The sequence below is a fragment of the Mesorhizobium ciceri biovar biserrulae genome, assembly GCF_001618845.1.
GTDB classification, from domain to species: domain Bacteria; phylum Pseudomonadota; class Alphaproteobacteria; order Rhizobiales; family Rhizobiaceae; genus Mesorhizobium; species Mesorhizobium ciceri.
Map to the genome: position 1 here is coordinate 3,578,562 of NZ_CP015064.1, position 20,042 is coordinate 3,598,603.

Sequence of the window (20,042 nt, forward strand, 5' to 3'; positions counted from 1 at the left end):
CCTACCAGCCCCCGATGACCAGCATCACCGCACCGATCAGCACCACGATCTGGCTGCGCCAGTCGCGGATGATGAAGACGACCGGATCGTCATGCATCTCGTTGCGGCGCGCCAGGATCCAGACGCGCATGGTAAGATAAAGCACGATCGGCGCCAGCGGCCAGATCAGCCATGGATGCGGATAGAGTTCCCGCACCGCGACACTGTCCATGTAGAGCGCCAGCACCAGCGCCGAGGAGAAGGCCGAGGCCATGCCGGCCTGGGCGACGATCTCCTGGTCTTCGGTGCGATAGCCGCGACCGGCAATGCGCTCGCCGGGGGGAATGGCGGTGGTGCGCAGTTCGACGAAGCGCTTCACCAGCGCCAGCGACAGGAAGAAGAAGATGGAGAAGGCCAGCAGCCAAAACGAGACGTCGACGCCGGTCGCCGCCGCGCCGGCCAGGACGCGGATCGTGTAGAGGCCGGCGAGCGTCAGCACATCGACCAGCAGCATGCGCTTGAACGACAGCGAATAGGCAGTGGTGACGACCATGTAGCCGCCGAGCACAGCCATGAATTCGGGCGACAGGAACAGCCCGGTGCCGATGCCGATCGCCAGAAGCACCGCGATCGCGCCAAGTCCGAACGGGATCGACAGGGCGCCGCTGGCGAACGGCCTGTTGCGCTTGGTGAGGTGTTTGCGGTCGAGCGCGAGGTCGAAGAAATCATTGAGGATGTAGATGGCCGATGCCACCGCGCTGAACGAGACGAATGCCAGCAGGCATTCCCAGATCATGTCGGTGTTGAAATATTCATGCGAGAGCACCATCGGCACTGCGATCAGCGAATTCTTCAGCCACTGATGCACGCGCAGCATCTTGACGATGGTCCGCAAAGACGGCTTCGGCGCCGGCACCGTCTCGGCGCCATGTGCCGCCTGCCAGCGCGCGGCATGGCGGTCGGGCGCGACGACGATCGCGTTGCGTGCGGCATCGAAGACCTGGAGGTCATGGCGGCTGTTGCCGGCGTAGTCGAAACCGCCATCGCCATAGGCTGCGATCAGCGAGGCGCGCTTCCTGCCCGAGGTGAGATTGGCGAGACCATCGGTGGCCAGCACCTGGTCGAAAATGCCGAGATGGGCCGCGATGGCGTCGGCGAACTTGCGCGGCGTACCGGTCGCCAGCACGATCTTGCGGCCCTCGGCGTGCTCGGTCCGGAGGCGGCAAAGCAGCACCTCGCGATAGGGCAGCGATGCCGGATCGATGTCGATGCGCTGCGCGATCGCCTGCTTCAGCCGCGCCGGCCCGCCGGCGATCCAGAACGGTACGAGGAAGATATAGAGCGGGTTCTTCTTGAGAAGGATGAACAGCCCTTCCCACAACAGGTCGGTTGCGATCAGCGTGCCGTCGAGATCGACCGCAAGCGGTATTGCGTTCCTGTCCGATCGCGCATCCATGTCCGTCCTGCCCTGCCCGCGTAGAGTTGCGCGCCGCTTTTCGGCGTCTTGAGGCTGGTATAGCGGGCGATGGCGTAGCGAACGTTAAAACGCACGGTTGCAGACGGCTGCCATGGCGGTATTTCCGGTGTCATTGTTAAACAACCGCTACCGGAAACGATAAAAGGCCGGGCAAATGCCCGGCCTCTACAATCGTGACGCCAAGATTACTTGATGCGGGCGACACCGCCCGAGATCTCGACAGTTTCCGAACCGGTCAGGGCTTCGAGATCGCCATTGGGCAAGGTGACGAAGCAGCCGTTCGGGCAGAACTCAACCGTTTCGCCACCGGCCAGCGCAAGGTCGGTCTTGCTGCCGCCCTCCGTTACGACCAGCGTGCGGGTCTCGGCGTCCTTGTTGACCGCGCTCGCGGCATGGACCGAGCCGATGGCGGCGACCAGGGCGACTGCAGCGACGAGAGACTTCCACATGGTGCAATATCGGTGTTCCCACCGCCTCTGTTGCATTTGGCAAGGCATTTTCGCCTTTGCATGGAGCTTATATGAGATGGAAGCTGAACCGCAACTGAATGCCCCATTCATGCCGCAATCGATTCCGGGCAGGATTGAGGTCGACGGAGTCCGAGCCTAGTCCGGGTCCGGCTTCTTGGTTTTGCGAGACTTGACCAGTCGCTTCTTCTCCGCCTCGGCTTCGGCCCTTATCTGCTCCTGTTCGGCGAAGTCGGCCTCGATCTTGTCGTCGTCCGTCGGCCAGGCCTTGGGCTTGTGGGCCTCGACCACGGCGCGCGGCGTCGAGGGGATCTCGATGTGTTCGCTGCTGAATTTTTCGAGGACGGCAAAACGGATGTCGTTCTGCGCGATGTTGCCGTTCATCACGTCGGCCAGGAACACGCGGATTTCGAATTCCAGGGCGGCAGGGCCGAAATTGGAAAACAGCACGAAGGGTTCGGGGTTCTTCAGCACCATCGGGTGGCTGCGGGCGATCTCCAGCAGGACGGCATGAACCTGCTTGACGTCGCTGCCATAGGCGACGCCGACCTTGATGTCGACGCGGCCGAGCTTGTTGCGGTGCGTCCAGTTGCCGACGGCGTTGTTGATCAGGTTCGAATTGGGCAGGATCACCGATTGCCGCTGGAAGGTTTCGATCTCGGTGGCGCGCACGCTGATCTTCTTGACCGTACCGCTGACGTCGCCGGCAACGATCCAGTCGCCCACCTTGAACGGCCGCTCGGCCAGAAGGATCAGGCCGGAAACGAAATTGGACACCACGTTCTGCAGGCCAAAGCCGATACCGAGGGAAAGAGCGCCGGCGACCAGTGCCAGGCTGGACAGGTCGATGCCCGCCGCCGAGATGCCGACCAGTGCCGCCAGCGCGACGCCGGCATAGCCGACCGCCAGCCTGATCGAGTTGCGCACGCCGGTATCGACCTTGCCACGCGCCATGACCGAGCCGTCGAGCCAGCCCTGGAACCACCGCGTCAGGAAATAGCCTATGACGAAGACGACGATGCCGGAGAGGATGCCGGTGACCGAGATCGTCACCGAGCCGATGTTGATCCCGGTTGCGAGCTTGTAGGCCCAAGCCTGGATATCGCCGGGCTGGAAACCCCACATCAGCAGGATCAGCGGCAGGAACACCAGCACGATCATCACATTGATGGCAACGCTGACGACAAGGCCGAGCTGGTCGAGGGCCGTATCCTCGTAGCTGGAATTGGCCGACAGCCAGCGCCCGACGGAGGTGTTGGCGAAAGCACCCTCCTCGCCGATCGCCTGCGCCGACAGGAAGCCGATATAGGCGGTGATCAAGGCTGTGCCGGTGACGACGACCTGCAGCGAAACGAACAGCGCAAGGCCGATATAGCCGAGCAAGGCGGCTATGATGGTGAATAGGCCAAGGCCCAGCGACAGGTAGCGCAGCCATGCCGGCCAGGGCCGCCAGCTTCCGTCGCGCGCCTTGAACGGCCTCAGCATCGCCATCAGGATCAGGATGATGCCGACGATGATGGTGGCGACAAAACTGCGGGCGATGGTCAGCGACAGCGGCGAACCCATCTTGTCGTTGATCACCGACAGGAAGGTGTTGACGCTGATGACCACGGCCATGGCGGTGGCCAGGCGCACCAGCCAGCGCGCCGGCCCGGTTTCGACCGGGATCAGGCGCCAGTTCGGCAGCCGCGGTTCCAGCGCCGCATTGGTCAGCCGGTTGACGCAGAACACCACGCCGATGACGGTCGCCAGCGCGTTGAGGAAGAGCCCAATGTCGCCGCGCAACACATTGTAATAATTGAAAAAGAAAATCGTCGATCCAAGAAAGGCGGCAACCGCCAGCGTCGGCAGCAAGGTCGACCAGAAGGCCACCGAAAGGCGGCTGAGATAGGATGGGTCCTCATTGGTGGGGTCGGCTTCGAACACCCGCCCGAACAGGCGCCTGCCGCCAACCAGCAGCACCAGCGCCAGCCCGAGCGCCACGAAGGTTGCCGCCAGGATCGCCTGGAACTTGAACTTGAAGGCAAAGCTCAACCAGGACGACACCGCCTTGTAGAGATTGCCGAACTCGTCGCGGGCGTCGGAAAACACCTGCGGGCTCAGCGCATCCGACAGCACGTAGCGCTTGGTCAAAAGATTGCGGAACAGCTCGCTGCGCATATTGCCGATCTTGTCGATCAGCCCGCTGATGCGGATCGACAGGTTCTGTGCGCTGGCAACGACCGCGTTGATCTCGGCCTTTTCCGATGCAAGCGCCTGACGCTCGCCCGTCACGATGTCGGGCTCCTGCGGCTGGCCCGCCGCCGGTGGAGGACCCAGCACCTCGATGCGATTGTTGATCTCGGTGAGCCGCGAGCGGAATACCAGCGCACTGGTGAGTGCCGCCCGCGACAGGTCCTCCAGCTGCAGACGGATCTCCACGAGTGAGGCATCGTCCTCACCGTCCTGCTGTATCTTCTTCTCGAGATCGTCCGTCTTGGCCGTTAGATCCTGGATGACCTTTTGCTGATCGGTGACCAAACCGGCCGAGCCCTGGCCGAGCGCTTGCGCCATCGCCTTAAACGAAAGCGGCGCCGAAACGACCAGCGTGAGTACCAGGATGAGACGAAGCAATCGGAAAAGCATGATTTGTTGGCGACTCATCGGCGGCAAAGGCAATTTGAAAGCCTGTCCTTGATAAAGACGGCCCTATCATGGGGCAAGCCGTCGTATCGCGAGCCCATCCGATCATTGGCCCCAACCGATCACTCACGCCGAGTGATCCCATCCCGGGCGTCGGCCAGTCGAAAGGCGATGGCGCAATATTGGCTTTGCGGATGCGGCCTGCTCTATAGTCTGCCGCATCGCCCGAACCGGATGACATCAATGGCAGAGTACTCGGCCTTTTCGCTGCTCGCGAACGCGCTCAAGGGAAACAAGGATTGGAAGCCGGCATGGCGCAAGCCTGACCCGAAGGCGTCCTATGACGTCATCATCATCGGTGGCGGCGGTCATGGGCTGGCGACCGCCTATTATCTTGCCAAGGAACACGGCATCACCAATGTCGCCGTTGTGGAAAAGGGCTGGCTCGGTTCCGGCAATGTCGGCCGCAACACCACGGCCGTGCGCTCGAATTATCTGCTGCCTGCCAACACCCGCTTCTACGAACACTCGATGAAGCTGTGGGAGAACCTGTCGCACGAGCTCAACTACAATGTCATGTTCTCGCAGCGCGGCTGCCTGAACCTGGCGCACACGCCGGCCCAATTCGACGACTATGCAAGGCGCGGCAACGCCATGCGCCATCTCGGCGTCGATGCCGAACTGATGACGAAGACTGAGATCAAACGCCTGATTCCGGCGCTCGATATCTCCGACAACGCGCGTTTCCCGGTGGTCGGCGGCCTGATGCAACGCCGCGCCGGCACCGCCCGCCACGATGCGGTGGCCTGGGGCTATGCGCGCGGCGCCGACAGGCGCGGCGTCGACATCATCGAAAATTGCGAGGTCACCGGTTTCCTGCGCGACGGCGACCGCATATCAGGCGTCACCACTTCGCGCGGCGACATCCGCGCTAGGAAGGTGGCCGTGGCGGTCGCCGGCAGCACAGGACGCGTCATGCAGATGGCCGGCATCGAGACGATGCCGATCGAGAGCCATGTGCTGCAGGCCTTCGTCACGGAATCGCTGAAACCCTTCATCGACACGGTCGTCACCTTCGGCATGGGCCATTTCTACATGTCGCAGTCGGACAAGGGCGGCCTCATCTATGGCGGCGACATCGACGGCTACAACAGCTACGCCCAGCGCGGCAATCTGCCTGTCGTCGACGAGGTGATGAGTGAAATGCTGGCGTTGTTTCCGGGACTCGCGCGCGTGCGCATGCTGCGCTCCTGGGGCGGTGTTTGCGATATGTCGATGGACGGCTCGCCGATCATCACCGCCGGCCCCCTGCCCGGCATGTATCTCAACTGCGGCTGGTGCTATGGCGGCTTCAAGGCGACGCCGGCTTCCGGCTGGTGCTTCGCCTGGACCATCGCCAAGGACCAGCCGCACGACCTCAACGCGCCCTTCACGCTCGACCGCTTCCACCGCGGGCTGCTGATCGACGACAAGGGCCAGGGTGCAAACCCGCGGCTGCATTAGGCAATAGGTAGAGTCCAATGTTGATCACTTGCCCCTATTGCGGCCCGCGCGACGTCATCGAGTTCACCTATCAGGGTGACGGCAATCGTGAGCGTCCCGACCCCGCCTCGCAGAATTTCGAGGCGTGGAACGCCTATGTCTATGACCGGCTGAATCCGGCCGGCGATCACAATGAGATCTGGCAACATTCCGGCGGCTGCCGCGCGCATCTCAAGGTCGTGCGCAACACGCTGACGCATGAGATTTCCAGCGTTGCCTTTGCGCGGGGCGATCATGGGCCGGCCGCGCGCCGTAAGGCGGAGGACAAGGCATGAGCCCGCGCCGTGCCGACACCGGCGGCCGCATCGACCGGCTGAAAACCATCCGCTTCACCTTCGATGGCACGGCCTACACTGGCCATGCCGGCGACACGCTGGCGTCAGCCCTGCTGGCCAAGGGCGTCACGTTGTACGGGCGTTCGTTCAAATACCATCGCCCACGCGGCCTGCTCACCGCAGGCGTCGAGGAACCCAACGCGCTGGTGACGGTGCTGAAGGGCGAGGTTCGCGAGCCCAACATTCCAGCGACCATGGTCGAGATCCATGACGGGCTGGTTGCCATCAGCCAGAACCGCTTTCCCTCGCTTGCCTGGGACATCAACGCCGTCAACCAGCTCGGCGGCAAGATCCTGTCGGCCGGGTTCTACTACAAGACCTTCATGGGACCGGTGTTCGGCCCGCTCAAGGGCACGCGTTTCTGGATGTTCTGCGAACACTTCATCCGCCGCGCAGCCGGTCTCGGCAGTGCCGGATCGGCGAAAGACCCGGCCCGCTACGAACGCATGAACGCCTTTTGCGACGTGCTGGTCGTCGGCTCCGGCCCTGCCGGCCTGATGGCCACCAAGGCCGCCGCCGATCAGGGTGCGCGCGTCATGCTGGCCGATCTCGAGCCGCATTTCGGCGGTTCGGCCAACTGGTCCGAGGAAACGATCGATGGCGCGCCTGCCGCCGATTGGGCGCGGCGCACCGTCGCCCAGCTCGCAGGTCGCGACAATGTCCGGCTTCTGCCGCGCACCACGGTGTGGGGTTACTACGACAACAACACGCTTGCCGCGCTCGAACGGGTCAGCGACCATAAGGAGCACCCCGGCAAGGGCGAGCCGCGCCATCGCTATTGGGCGATCCGCGCCAAATCCGTGGTCCTGGCCACTGGTGCGTTCGAGCGGCCGCTCATCTTCCCCGGCAATGACCGGCCAGGCGTGATGCTGGCGCATGCCGCCGAGCGCTATGCCAACGAATTCGGCGTGCTGCCGGGCGAGCGGATCGCGTTGTTCACCAACAATGACAGCGCCTATAGGGCGGCTGTCGCCTTGAAGAAGGCCGGTGCCGCGGTCGTCGCCATCGCCGATGTCAGGCCGGAACTTTCGCCGGAGATGCGCAAGCTGGCCGCGGAAGCCGAGGCAGAGATCTTTGCCGGCCATGCCGTCGTCGCCACCGAAGGCGGCAAGGCGCTGTCCGGCCTCAAGCTGCAGCGCTTCGACCTGGCCAATGGGGCACTCATCGGTGATGCACGCAGTATCCATGCCGATTGCCTGCTGATGTCCGGCGGCTGGTCGCCGACCATCCATCTGGCCAGCCAGGCTGGCGCCAAAGCGGAATGGAACGCCGCGCGGCAAGCTTTCCTGCCGCCAAAGCCGACACAGAGCTGGATCGGCGCAGGCGCCTTCACCGGAAGCTTCTCGACGGCCGAAGCCATCGCCGAAGGCCGCGCCGCCGGCCTCGCCGCCGCAGGCGGGCAGAGCACACCGTCCATGCTGCCGACCGTCGAAGCAGTGCCTGGCGATCCCGACCCCGCCCCGGTGTTCGAGATCAGGGCCAAGGGCAAGAGCTTTGTCGATTTCCAGCACGACGTCACGGCCGAGGATGTGCGGCTGGCTCACCGGGAAGGCTTTGTCTCGGTCGAGCATCTCAAGCGCTACACCACGCTCGGCATGGCGACCGACCAGGGCAAGAGCTCCAACGTGCCTGGCCTTGCCATCATGGCCGAGGCGCTGGGCAAGCCGATCCCCGAGGTCGGCACGACACGCTTCCGGCCGCCCTTTGCTCCGGTGTCGATCGGCTCGCTGGCTGCCGAGCGTTTTGGCGACCTGAAGCCAGAACGATTGACGCCGATGCATGACTGGCATCTGGCCAATGGCGCGACGATGTATTCCGCCGGCCTCTGGTACCGGCCGATGATCTATGGGCTTTCAGGCGAAACGGTCGAGCAGGCCTATGTGCGCGAAGCCAAGGCGACGCGCGAAAGCGCCGGCATCGTCGATGTCTCGACACTGGGTAAGATCGCGGTGCAAGGCCCTGATGCCGCCGCATTCCTCGACCGCGTCTACACCAACATGTTTTCGACGCTGGCCGTCGGCAAGGCCCGCTACGGGCTGATGCTGCGCGAGGACGGCCTCGCCTTCGACGATGGCACCACCTGGCGGCTCGGCGAGCAGGATTTTCTGATGACCACCACCACGGCCAACGCCGGCAAGGTGATGCAGCATCTGGAATATTTCCTCGACGTGATCTGGCCGGAGCTGAAAGTCCACGTCACCTCGGTGACAGACGAATGGGCAGGTGCCGCGATCGGCGGCCCGAAGGCCAGGCAGATCCTCGCCGCCTGTGTCACCGGCACGTCGGTCGACAACGCCACCTTGCCCTTCATGGGCATCGTGCGCGGCGAAATATCAGGCGTGCCGGTGATGATCTGCCGGCTGTCCTTCTCCGGTGAAATGGCCTTCGAGGTCTATTCCGGCGCCGGCCATGGCACCTATGTCTGGGAAGCGCTTGTCGAAGCCGGCAAGCCGTTCGGGCTGGTCACCTACGGTCTTGAGGCATTGGGCACCATGCGCATCGAAAAGGGCCATGTCACCGGCGCCGAGATCGACGGCCGCACCACGGCGCGCGACCTGCATCTCGACTGGATGCTGTCGAAGAAGAAGCCGTTCATCGGCTCGGCGATGATGGACCGCGAAGGCTTGATCGCATCGGACCGCCTCGAACTGGTCGGCCTGATCGCCCTCGATAACCGGCCGCTCAACGGTGGCGCCCACATCGTCGAGGAGGTTGACGAAGCCAATCCGCACGACTCCATCGGCCATATCACCGCCTGCTGCTATTCGCCGGCGCTCGGCAGACATATCGCGCTGGCGCTGATCGAGGGCGGCAAGGCACGGCACGGCACGCGCGCCCACGTCTCCGATCCCTTGCGCAACCGGTTCGGACCGGTCGAGATCGTCTCCAACCACTTCTTCGATCCGGACGGGAGCCGCATGCATGGTTGAGCACCAATCCCCGCTTGAGCCGGAATTTCACGTCGGCTCGCACGGCAATTTCGAGCATGGCGTCGAGATCATCCTGACCGAGACGAGGCCGGGCTCGATCGTGCAACTCGCCGCCTGGCCGGGCGAGGAGAAGAGGCTGATCGCAGCCATCCGCACCGTCACCGGGCTGGCGCTTCCCGATGGCGCCGGCGGCGGAGTGAGCGACGGGGTCAAGTCAGTGTTCGGCTTCGCGCCGGGGAAGTTCACCGTTGCCGACGAGGCCGAAGGGCTGGCCGCTGCCTTTGCCAAGGTGGTGACCTCGGCCATCGGCACGGTGACCGATCTCTCGCACGGCCGCACCGCCATCCGCATTGCCGGGCCGAAGGCCGAATGGGTGCTGGCGAAATTCTTCGCCATCGACTTTTCGCTGCCGGCCTTTCCCAATGGCGCCGGCCGCTCGACCGCTCATCACGACGTCTTCGCCCAGATCCAGCGCACCGGCGCCGACCAGTTCGACATCTATGTCTTCCGCTCGTTTGCACGCTCGTTCTGGAAGGCGCTCTGCCACGCCAGCGAGGAAGTCGGCTACGAGGTGCAATAGGCGGCGCCGAACGGTCGCATCGCTCCTGCTTCTGGCATCAACGCCAGCCGTTTCTGCCGCTAGAGAATCAGGCCGCAGGCGCCCATGGTGCGAAAACGCGGCCGCCCAACCGGCCCAGGGATATGAAATCCCTTCTTCAAGAGTCGGCACATTCGTTTGGTTCGAACATCTCCATGACCGCAGAACTATCCGCCGGCGCCACGGATCGCGCCGATGTGCCGGCCAGAGCCTTGCTCCTGCTGCCGCTGACGGTCGCCTGCGGCGTGTTCATGACCAGCCTCGACCAGAATGTCGTGGTGACCGCGCTGCCGGGCATCAGCGAAAGCCTCGGCCGTCCGCCCAGCCAGCTCGGCCTGCTGATCACCGTCTATGTCGCCAGCCTGATCATCTCGATGCCGCTTGGCGGCTGGGCTGCCGACCGCTTCGGCCTGCGCAACGTCTACTGCTTTGCCTTGCTGGTGTTCGCCGCCTCGTCGGCGCTTTGCGGGCTGTCCGACAACATCTGGACGCTGGTTGGTGCGCGTGCGTTGCAAGGCTTCGGCGGCGCCTTGATGGGCACACTCGGCCAGGTCGTCATCCTGTCGACTTTTCCGCGCAGCCGAACGCTCAAGATCAACATGTACATCTCGCTGGCCGGCCAGTCCGGCCCGCTGGTCGGTCCGCTCGTCGGCGGTGCGCTGACCACCTACATTTCCTGGCGCTGGATTTTCTTCATCAACGTGCCGTTCGCGCTGGCGGCGGCAATTCTTGCCGCCTCGCTGTTTCCGACGATGACCAAGCCCGTGCGCACGCCGTTCGATTTTCCGGGCTTCCTGCTGGTCGGCAGCGGCATGGTCCTGCTGGTCTTCGGCATGGATTCGCTTGCCGCCAAGGACGCCGCGGGCGGCATCATCGCCGGCGAACTGGCGCTGGCGCTCGTCATCCTGACCATCGCCTCGTTCTACTGCCTGCGCGTGCGCAATCCGCTGCTCGATCTCAAGCTGTTGCGCATCCGTACCTTCCGCATTTCGTTCCTCACCGGCGGCGGGCTGGACACGATCGGCCTTAGCTCGGTCGTCTTCCTGCTGCCGCTGATGTTCCAGCTCGGCTTCGGCATGAGCGCGGTGCAGGCGGGATCGCTGACCTTCGTCGCCGCGGTCGGCTCGGTGGCCATGCGGTTCTTCATGCCGCGTGTCCTCAACCGTTTCGGCTTTCGCCGCGTGCTGGTCTACAACACGCCCATCGTCGCCGCCCTGGTTGCCGGCTTCGCGCTGATGCAGGCGACGACGCCGGTGTGGATCGTGCTCACTTACATCTTCGTCTTCGGCGTCTTCCGCTCCGCGCAATGGGCCTCGACCGGCAACCTCGCCTATTCCGACATCGCGCCCGAGCAGCTCGCCCGTTTCAGCGCGCTCTATTACATATTATGGCAGCTGGCGGTGGCGATCAGCGTCGGCCTGGCCGCCGCGGCATTGTCGTTTCTGGCGGGCGGCGGCCCCGCCGTCGCCGACGATTTCCGCATCCTGTTCGTGATCGAGGGCGTCATCACGCTCTGCGCGCTGCTCGCCTATCTCAAGCTGACGCCCCAGGACGGCGCCCATGTCAGCGGCCACGGCGCACAGATGAACACGGAATGAGGCTGGCTGGCTTATTCGCTGAACGTCACCCACTCTTGCAGCGGCACGCGGTCGGTGCGGAAGGCGTTTTCAGGTTTTGACGTATCTTCATAACCAAGCGCCATGCCGCAGACGACGATCTCTTCGTCGGGAATGTCGAGCACCGGCCTGATCTGCCGGTGATAGGGCGCGAACGCCGCTTGCGGGCAGGTATGCAAACCCCTGCCCCGCGCCGCCACCATGATGTTCTGCAGGAACATGCCGTAGTCGATCCATGAGCCCTGGTTGAGGCGGCGATCGATGGTGAAGATCATGCCGACCGGCGCGTCGAAGAAGACGAAGTTGCGGTCGTGCTGGGCGCGCATCTTGTCGACCTCGCGGCGACCGATGCCGAGCGCGCCATAGAGGCCGAAACCGTTGGCGCGACGTCGCGTCAGGTACGGCTCGAAGAACTGCGTGGGATAATACCGGTACTCGTCCCAATCGGCTTTTTCGGCGCGAATGCCGGAATTGAGAATGGCGTCCGATATCCGCTGCTTGCTCTCGCCCTTGGTGACATAGACCTTCCATGGCTGCATGTTGGTGCCGGATGGGGCGCGCGCCGCAACCGCCAGAATGGCGCGGATGATGTCGTCTTCGACCATGTTGGGCAGGAATGCGCGCACCGAACGGCGCGACAGGATCGCCTCGTCGACAATCTCGGCATCGCCCTCGATTCGGGGGTTATTTTCCAGCATGGGCCGTCCCTTACCCTTTGTCTCGATCGGACGTCCCCACTCGCCGCTCTCGGCGGAGCCTTTGCATGAACCGTCAAAATCGCGCAAGCAAATCTTGTGCATCCGTGAAAATCTGCTTGATTTTTTCATGAGCTTGATTTCTCATGAAATTTGCCGGTAATTTTTCATAAAGAGAGCGTTTTGCCTTCGACTACCGCAAGAACATTGCAGGGACCTGACGAACGCGTGCTGGCCGGCGACATCAGGGCCCTGCGCAAGGCGCGCGGGCTGACGCTCGCCGAGATCGGCCTGAAGCTAGGCCGTTCGGTCGGCTGGGTCAGCCAGGTCGAGCGTGGCCTGTCGACGCCGTCGCTCGGTGACCTCAGGGCCTTCGCCGAACTGTTCGGCGTGCCGATCAGCCTGTTCTTCAGCCATGACGTACCTGTCGAAAGCGAGCGCGGCGTGGTCGTGCGCGCCGGCAGGCGCCGCACGCTTGGCACAAGCGAATCCGGCCTGGTGGAGGAGCTTCTGTCGCCCGATCTCGGCGGTAGCTTCGAGATGGTGCGTTCGGTCTTCGCGCCGGGCGCGGAACTGAAGGCCGAGGCGCAGCGGCCGACCGAGGAAGCCGGATACGTCGCGTCCGGACTGTTCGACATCGAGATCGGAGGTGTCTGGCATCGGCTTGGCGAGGGCGACTCCTTTCGCTTCGAAGGCAAGCCCTACCGCTGGCGCAATCCGGGTGCCGAGCCGGCAATTGTCATCTGGGTGGTTTCACCACCCGTCTATTGAGTTCAAGTTTGGAGAAGAACATGGCGGGTTTGCCGAGCACGGCGCGCGTGGTGATCATCGGAGGCGGCGCCGTCGGCACCTCCGCGCTCTATCATCTCGCCAAGGCGGGCTGGACCGACTGCGTGCTGCTTGAGAAGAACGAGCTGACCTCCGGCTCGACCTGGCATGCCGCCGGCAACGTGCCGACCTTCTCCTCGTCCTGGTCGCTGATGAACATGCAGCGCTATTCGACCGAGCTTTATCGCGGGCTGGCCGACGCGGTCGACTACCCCATGAACTATCACGTCACCGGCTCGCTTCGCCTTGCCCACTCGCTCGAGCGCATGCAGGAATTCCAGCGCGCCAAGGGCATGGGCCTCTACCAGGGTATGGACATAGACATTGTCGGTGTCGACGAGATCCAGCGTCGCTATCCCTTCATCGAGACGCATGAGCTGAAAGGCGCGCTCTACGACCCGAGCGACGGCGACATCGATCCGGCGCAACTCACCCAGGCGCTGGCCAAGGGTGCGCGCGACATGGGCGCGAAGATCATCCGCTTCTGCCCGGTCACAGGCGTGCGCCGCGAGAACGACGAGTGGGTGGTCGAGACGGCACAGGGCGAGATCCGCTGCGAGATCGTCGTCAATGCCGCCGGCTACCGCGCCGCCGAAGTCGGCCGGATGTTCGGCCGCGACTTGCCGATGATGGTGATGAGCCATCAGTACATCCTGTTCGAGGAGATCCCCGAACTCGCGGCATGGTCGAAGGAACAAGGCAAGAAGCTGCCGCTGCTGCGCGACGTCGACACCTCCTACTATCTGCGCCAGGAGAAGAACGGCATGAATCTCGGCCCCTATGAGCGCAATTGCCGCGCGCATTGGGCCACCCACAATGACCCGATGCCGGAGGACTTTTCCTTCCAGCTGTTCCCCGACGATCTCGACCGGCTGGAACATTATCTGGCCGACGCCGTCGCCCGCGTGCCGATCCTTGGCACGGCCGGCCTGTCCAAGGTGATCAACGGGCCGATCCCCTACACGCCGGACGGCAATCCGCTGATCGGTCCGATGCCTGGCGTTCCCAATGCTTTCGAGGCCTGCGTCTTCACCTTCGGCATCGCCCAGGGTGGCGGCGCCGGCAAGGTGCTGGCCGAATGGGTGACCGAGGGCCGGACCGAATGGGACATGTGGTCGTGCGACCCGCGCCGCTTCACTTCCTATGCCGCGGCGCCGGACTATTGCGTCGCCAAGGGCATGGAGATCTACGGCAACGAATACGCCATCCAGTTCCCGCGCCATGCCTGGCCGGAAGGCCGCGACCGCAAGCTGTCGCCGATCCACGATCGCATCAAGGCGCTCGGTGGCCGCTTCGATGCCTATAATGGCTGGGAGCGCGCCACCTGGTACGCGCAGGACGGCGATGACATTTCCGAGGAAGCCACGCTGACCTTCCGCCGCGACGGGCCATGGCAGCATCGTGTGCGCGAGGAATGCCTGGCCGTGCGTGACGCTGCCGGCATTTTGGACCTGCCTGGGTTCTCGCGCTTCAATCTCGATGGTCCCGGTGCCGCCGAATGGCTGAGCCTGCAGGTCACCGGACTGGTGCCGAAGCCAGGCCGCATCGGTCTCGTCTATTTCGCCGACGACAAGGGCCGCATCGTCACCGAAATGTCCGTCGTGCGTCACGACGAGAACCTGATGACGCTGATCACCGCGGCGGTCGCGCAGTGGCATGATTTCGAATGGCTGAAGTCGCGCATGCCCAAGGACGCACCGTTCAAGCTGATCGACCGGACCGAGGAATTCTCGACTCAGATCCTGGCAGGCCCGAACTCGCGAAAAATCCTCGCCGATGTCTGCGAAGCCGACCTCACTCTGCCATGGCTGACGCATCAGGAGACGAAGATCGCCGGCCGCTGGGCCAAACTCGTGCGCGTCTCCTTCGCCGGCGAACTCGGCTGGGAAATCCACACCAGGATCGACGACACCGCCGCCATCTTCGATGCCGTTTGCGCCGCAGGCCAGCAGCACGGGCTGAAGCCTTTCGGCATGTACGCGCTGGATTCGCTCCGGCTTGAGAAAGGCTACCGCACCTGGAAGGGCGACCTGTCGAGCGACTATTCGATCCTGCAGGGCGGGCTCGAACGCTTCGTCAAATGGGACAAGCCCGACTTCCGTGGCAAGGCGGCACTGCTGAACGAAAAGCAGCAAGGCGTGAAGAAGCGCTTCGTCACGCTGGTGGTGGAAAACCCCGGCGATTGCGACGCTCCGTCAGTTTCTACACTCTGGCATGACGGCAAGATCGTCGGCGAGACGACGTCCGGCGGCTGGGGCCATCGCATCGACAAGTCGATCGCGCTCGGCATGCTGCGCGCCGACCTGGCCGAACCAGGTACATCAGTCGAGGTCGAAATCTTCGGTGACCGCTTTCAGGCAATCGTGCAGAAGGATGAACCGCTGTGGGATCCGAAGAACGAAAGGCTGCGCGCATGAAGAAAATCATCCTCACCGATGGCGGCATGGGCCAGGAACTGGTCCGCCGCAGCCAATCCGAGCCGACGCCGCTATGGTCGGCCAGGGTGCTGATCGACGAACCGGATCTGGTGCGCGACCTGCACACGGAATTCATCCGTGCCGGCGCACGTGTCATCACCATCAACACCTATTCTGCGACACCCGAACGCCTGGCGCGCGAAGGTGCGGAAGACCTATTCAAGCCATTGCAGAAGCGCGGCATCGAATTGGCCAGGCAGGCCCGCGACGAGGCCGGCGATGCAGCCATCGCCGGTTGCCTGTCGCCGCTTTTCGGCAGCTATGCACCGGCACTGACCATTTCCTTCGAGGAGACGCTCGAGATTTACCGCCGCATCGTTGCCGAGCAGGCCGATGGCGTCGACCTGTTCCTGTGTGAAACCATGGCGTCGGCGGACGAAGCCCGCGCAGCGGTGACCGCTGCATCGGAAAGCGGCAAGCCGGTGTGGGTATCGTGGACGCTGGCTGACCACGGCAAGCCGCGCCTGCGCAGCGGCGAAGCAATAGCCACTGGGGCAAGCGCGCTCGACGGCCTGGCAGTCGCCGCGCGGCTGGTCAATTGCTGCCGGCCGGAAGCAATCGCCGCGGCTTTGCCTGAACTGATCGGCCTCGGCGGCCCGGTCGGCGCATATGCCAATGGCTTCACGTCAACCGAAGCACTTAAGCACGGCGGCACCGTCGATGTACTGCACGCTCGTCACGACCTTGGCCCGGATGCCTATGCAGACCAGGCGATCGGCTGGGTGGAGGCTGGCGCAAGCATCGTTGGCGGCTGCTGCGAAGTCGGACCACCGCACATCGCCGCCCTGCGCGACCGGCTCGAACAGGCCGGCTACGAAATTTCGGGAGTTTTGCATGCCTAGACCATCATCGCGCATTTCCGGCATCGTGCCTTCGGGCAAGGACGGCTGGGAAGTCCATTTCGCCGCCTGGACGCGCAAGGAGGCCGGCGAAGACATCATCATGCTGTCGGTTGGCGACCATGATTTCGACACGCCTTCGCAGACCATTGAAGCCTGTGTGACCGCGGTTCGCGGCAGCAATCATCATTACACCCCGCTTCCCGGCTTGCCGCGCCTGCGCAAGGCAATGGCCGCAGCCTCGAGCGCCTGCACCGGCGTCGAGACATCGCCGGATCAGGTGATCGCCACGCCGGGCGGCCAGGCCGCACTCTACGCGGCCGTGCAGGGCGTGCTCGACCAGGGCGATCACGCCATCGTCGTGGCGCCCTATTATGCCACCTATCCCAACACGTTCAGCGCCGCTGGCGCTGATTTCACCGTCGTCGAGACACCGGCCGAGGATGGCTTCCAGCCGCGAGCCGACATGATCCGCGCGGCAATCCGGCCGAACACGCGCGCCATCCTGATCAACACGCCGAACAATCCGACCGGTGCGGTCTATTCGCGCGAGCGGCTGGAACAGTTGGCAGAAGTCTGCCGGGAGCACGACCTCTGGCTGCTGTCAGACGAAGTCTACTGGACGCTCGGCGGCGGCGAGCACGTCTCGCCGCGCTCGCTGCCAGGAATGGCCGAGCGCACGCTGGTCATCAATTCGATGTCCAAGAGCCACGGCATGACCGGTTGGCGCATGGGCTGGCTGACGGGACCGGAGCAGATGATCACGCTCATGATCAATCTCAATCTGGTGACGACCTACGGCCTGCCGGCCTTCATCTCGATCGCTTGTTCCGAGGCGCTGGAGAACCGTTACGGCGTCAAGGAGATCGCCGAACGCTACGCGGCACGCCGCACCGTCTTGCTCGACGCCGTGCGGGGCATGAACGATGTCACCGTGCGCGGTTCGGAGGGCGGCATGTATGTCATGCTCGACATCTCGGCCGTCGAGCCGGACGACGAGAAATTCGCCTGGGCCCTGCTCGACAAGGAAAAGGTTGGCGTGATGCCCGGCTCCAGCTTCGGCGAGGCGGCCGCCGGCCACATTCGCATCAGCCTCTGCCAGCCCGAACCCGTGCTGCAGGAAGCTGCACTTCGTCTGCGCCGCTTTGCTTCCAGCTACCGTCGCGAGGCAGCATGACCCCCAAGGCAGTTCCCGCCAAAGCAAGAGCGGTCATCATCGGCGGCGGCGTTTCCGGCTGTTCGGTCGCCTATCACCTGGCCAAGCTTGGCTGGACCGACATCGTGCTTCTCGAACGCAAGCAGCTGACGTCGGGCACAACATGGCATGCTGCCGGCCTGATCGGCCAGCTGCGCGGTTCGCAGAACATGACGCGGCTGGCGAAATATTCCGCCGACCTCTACGTCAAGCTGGAAGCAGAGACCGAAGTCGGCACCGGCATGCGCCAGGTCGGTTCGATCACCGTGGCGCTGACCGAGGAGCGCAAGCACGAGATCTACAGGCAAGCGTCGCTGGCGCGTGCCTTCGATGTCGACGTGCGCGAGATTTCACCAAGGGAAGTCAGCGAGATGTACCCGCATCTCAATGTTTCCGATGTCGTCGGCGCCGTGCATCTGCCGCTCGACGGCCAGTGCGACCCCGCCAACATCGCCATGGCACTGGCCAAGGGCGCGCGCCAGCGCGGTGCGACCATCGTCGAGAACGTCAAGGTCACCAAGGTCCACAGCAAGGCCGGCCGCGTCACGGGCGTGTCCTGGACACAAGGCGAAGAGCAAGGCACGATCGAGGCCGACATCGTCGTCAACTGCGCCGGCATGTGGGCGCGCGAACTGGGAGCGCAGAACGGCGTCACCATCCCGCTGCACGCCTGCGAGCATTTTTACCTCGTCACCGAGCCGATCCCCGGCCTCACCCGCCTGCCGGTGCTGCGTGTGCCCGACGAGTGTGCCTACTACAAGGAGGACGCCGGCAAGATGATGCTGGGCGCTTTCGAGCCAGTGGCAAAGCCCTGGGGCATGGACGGCATCCGTGAAGATTTCTGCTTCGACCAACTGCCGGAGGATATGGAGCATTTCGAGCCGATCCTCGAAATGGGCGTCAACCGCATGCCTATGCTGGCGACCGCCGGCATCCACACCTTCTTCAATGGTCCTGAGAGTTTTACGCCCGACGACCGCTACTATCTCGGCGAGGCGCCGGAACTGTCCGGCTACTGGATGGCGACCGGCTACAATTCGATCGGCATCGTCTCCTCCGGTGGCGCCGGCATGGCGCTGGCGCAGTGGATCAATGACGGCGAAGCCCCCTTCGACCTGTGGGAAGTAGACATCCGCCGCGCCCAGCCGTTCCAGAAGAACCGCCGCTATTTGAAGGAGCGCGTCTCTGAAACGCTTGGCCTGCTCTATGCCGATCATTTCCCCTATCGTCAGATGGCGACGTCGCGCAATGTCAGGCGCTCGCCGCTGCACGAGCATCTGAAGGCGCGCGGCGCTGTCTTCGGCGAAGTCGCCGGCTGGGAGCGCGCCAACTGGTTCGCCCGCGAGGGCCAGGAGCGCGAATACCGCTATTCCTGGAAGCGCCAGAACTGGTTCGACAACCAGCGCGAGGAACACCTTGCGGTCAGGAATGGCGTCGGCCTGTTCGACATGACCTCGTTCGGCAAGATCCGTGTCGAGGGCCGCGACGCCTGTGCTTTCCTGCAAAGACTATGCGCCAACGACATGGATGTCGCGCCGGGCAAGATCGTCTACACCCAGATGCTCAACCAGCGCGGCGGCATCGAGAGCGATCTGACGGTCTCGCGGTTGTCCGAGACGGCGTTCTTTCTCGTCGTCCCAGGCGCCACGCTGCAGCGCGATCTGGCTTGGCTGCGCAAGCACGTCGACGACGAGTTCGTCGTCGTCACCGACGTAACGGCGGCCGAAAGCGTGCTCTGCCTGATGGGCCCGGACGCGAGAAAGCTGATCCAGAAGGTCAGCCCGAACGATTTCTCCAATGAGAAAAATCCGTTCGGCACGTTCCAGGAGATCGAAATCGGCATGGGCCTGGCCCGCGCCCACCGCGTCACCTATGTCGGCGAACTCGGCTGGGAGCTCTATGTCTCGACCGACCAGGCGGCCCATGTCTTCGAGGTGGTCGAGGAGGCAGGTGTGGATGTCGGCCTGAAACTCTGCGGCCTGCACACGCTGGATTCCTGCCGCATCGAAAAAGCGTTCCGGCATTTCGGCCATGACATCACCGACGAGGACAATGTGCTGGAAGCCGGCCTCGGCTTCGCGGTGAAGACCGCCAAGGGCGACTTCATCGGCCGTGATGCGGTGCTGCGCAAGAAGGAAGCCGGCCTGTCACGCCGGCTCGTACAGTTCCGGCTGAAGGATCCAGAACCCCTGCTCTTCCATAACGAGGCGATCCTGCGCGACGGTAAGATCGTTGGTCCGATAACGTCTGGCAATTACGGCCATCACCTCGGCGGCGCAGTCGGGCTGGGCTATGTGCCTTGCGAGGGCGAGAGCGAGGCGGATGTGCTGGCGTCGTCCTATGAGATCGAAATCGCCGGCGAGCGTTTTGCGGCGGAAGCCTCGCTGAAGCCGATGTACGATCCGAAATCGGAGCGGACGAGGATGTAGTGCCTTCTCGCCT

At 63.8% G+C, this 20,042-nt stretch carries 14 protein-coding genes; 10 read left to right on the top strand and 4 right to left on the bottom strand.

Annotated features, from left to right (window positions below; translation table 11 throughout):
• Position 1: 1 nt before the first annotated feature.
• From A4R29_RS16735 to A4R29_RS16745, 3 genes are all read right to left on the bottom strand, one after another.
• Complete coding sequence (locus tag A4R29_RS16735) at positions 2 to 1,435, bottom strand: UbiA family prenyltransferase (protein ID WP_063172395.1); 1,434 nt, start codon at positions 1,433 to 1,435, stop codon at positions 2 to 4.
• Between the two features lie 206 nt (positions 1,436 to 1,641).
• Complete coding sequence (locus A4R29_RS16740) at positions 1,642 to 1,905, bottom strand: hypothetical protein (protein ID WP_023812335.1); 264 nt, start codon at positions 1,903 to 1,905, stop codon at positions 1,642 to 1,644.
• 156 nt (positions 1,906 to 2,061) lie between these two features.
• Complete coding sequence (locus A4R29_RS16745; protein WP_063172396.1) at positions 2,062 to 4,548, bottom strand: mechanosensitive ion channel family protein; 2,487 nt, start codon at positions 4,546 to 4,548, stop codon at positions 2,062 to 2,064.
• Positions 4,549 to 4,788: 240 nt separating this feature from the next.
• Here A4R29_RS16745 and A4R29_RS16750 point away from each other — a divergent pair, with 240 nt between their 5' ends.
• The 5 genes from A4R29_RS16750 (at position 4,789) to A4R29_RS16770 (ending at position 11,548) form a co-directional block, all read left to right on the top strand.
• On the top strand, positions 4,789 to 6,048 hold the full coding sequence (locus A4R29_RS16750) for a sarcosine oxidase subunit beta (protein WP_063172397.1): 1,260 nt from the start codon (positions 4,789 to 4,791) through the stop codon (positions 6,046 to 6,048).
• Between the two features lie 17 nt (positions 6,049 to 6,065).
• Positions 6,066 to 6,362 carry a sarcosine oxidase subunit delta gene (locus A4R29_RS16755; RefSeq protein WP_027160522.1) on the top strand — a complete coding sequence of 99 codons (297 nt, stop codon included), beginning with the start codon at positions 6,066 to 6,068 and terminating at the stop codon, positions 6,360 to 6,362.
• A complete protein-coding gene (locus tag A4R29_RS16760) occupies positions 6,359 to 9,352 on the top strand; it encodes a sarcosine oxidase subunit alpha (protein WP_063172398.1) in 2,994 nt (997 codons plus the stop codon). Before A4R29_RS16755 ends, A4R29_RS16760 begins: the two co-directional genes overlap by 4 nt.
• Positions 9,345 to 9,932: a sarcosine oxidase subunit gamma gene (locus A4R29_RS16765; RefSeq protein ID WP_013531140.1), complete on the top strand. Its 588-nt coding sequence runs from the start codon at positions 9,345 to 9,347 to the stop codon at positions 9,930 to 9,932. Before A4R29_RS16760 ends, A4R29_RS16765 begins: the two co-directional genes overlap by 8 nt.
• A gap of 173 nt (positions 9,933 to 10,105) precedes the next feature.
• The gene (locus A4R29_RS16770; RefSeq protein ID WP_027160524.1) at positions 10,106 to 11,548 is read left to right on the top strand and encodes an MFS transporter; all 1,443 of its coding nucleotides are present in this window, start codon (positions 10,106 to 10,108) and stop codon (positions 11,546 to 11,548) included.
• A gap of 11 nt (positions 11,549 to 11,559) precedes the next feature.
• Here the strand turns inward: A4R29_RS16770 and A4R29_RS16775 are convergent, their stop codons facing one another.
• Complete coding sequence (locus A4R29_RS16775; protein ID WP_063173710.1) at positions 11,560 to 12,264, bottom strand: nitroreductase; 705 nt, start codon at positions 12,262 to 12,264, stop codon at positions 11,560 to 11,562.
• Positions 12,265 to 12,444: 180 nt separating this feature from the next.
• Between A4R29_RS16775 and A4R29_RS16780 the strand changes: the two genes are divergently transcribed.
• The 5 genes from A4R29_RS16780 to A4R29_RS16800 are packed head-to-tail and all read left to right on the top strand — an operon-like array spanning position 12,445 to position 20,029.
• The gene (locus A4R29_RS16780) at positions 12,445 to 13,032 is read left to right on the top strand and encodes a helix-turn-helix domain-containing protein (protein ID WP_263485021.1); all 588 of its coding nucleotides are present in this window, start codon (positions 12,445 to 12,447) and stop codon (positions 13,030 to 13,032) included.
• Between the two features lie 20 nt (positions 13,033 to 13,052).
• Positions 13,053 to 15,506: a GcvT family protein gene (locus tag A4R29_RS16785; RefSeq protein ID WP_063172399.1), complete on the top strand. Its 2,454-nt coding sequence runs from the start codon at positions 13,053 to 13,055 to the stop codon at positions 15,504 to 15,506.
• Positions 15,503 to 16,408, top strand: a complete 906-nt coding sequence (locus A4R29_RS16790; protein WP_063172400.1) for a homocysteine S-methyltransferase family protein — start codon at positions 15,503 to 15,505, stop codon at positions 16,406 to 16,408. Before A4R29_RS16785 ends, A4R29_RS16790 begins: the two co-directional genes overlap by 4 nt.
• Positions 16,401 to 17,582 (top strand): pyridoxal phosphate-dependent aminotransferase, encoded by a 1,182-nt coding sequence (locus A4R29_RS16795; RefSeq protein ID WP_063172401.1) that lies wholly within the window; start codon positions 16,401 to 16,403, stop codon positions 17,580 to 17,582. The genes A4R29_RS16790 and A4R29_RS16795 overlap by 8 nt, the downstream gene beginning before the upstream one ends.
• Positions 17,579 to 20,029: a GcvT family protein gene (locus A4R29_RS16800; RefSeq protein WP_063172402.1), complete on the top strand. Its 2,451-nt coding sequence runs from the start codon at positions 17,579 to 17,581 to the stop codon at positions 20,027 to 20,029. Before A4R29_RS16795 ends, A4R29_RS16800 begins: the two co-directional genes overlap by 4 nt.
• Positions 20,030 to 20,042 lie beyond the last annotated feature (13 nt).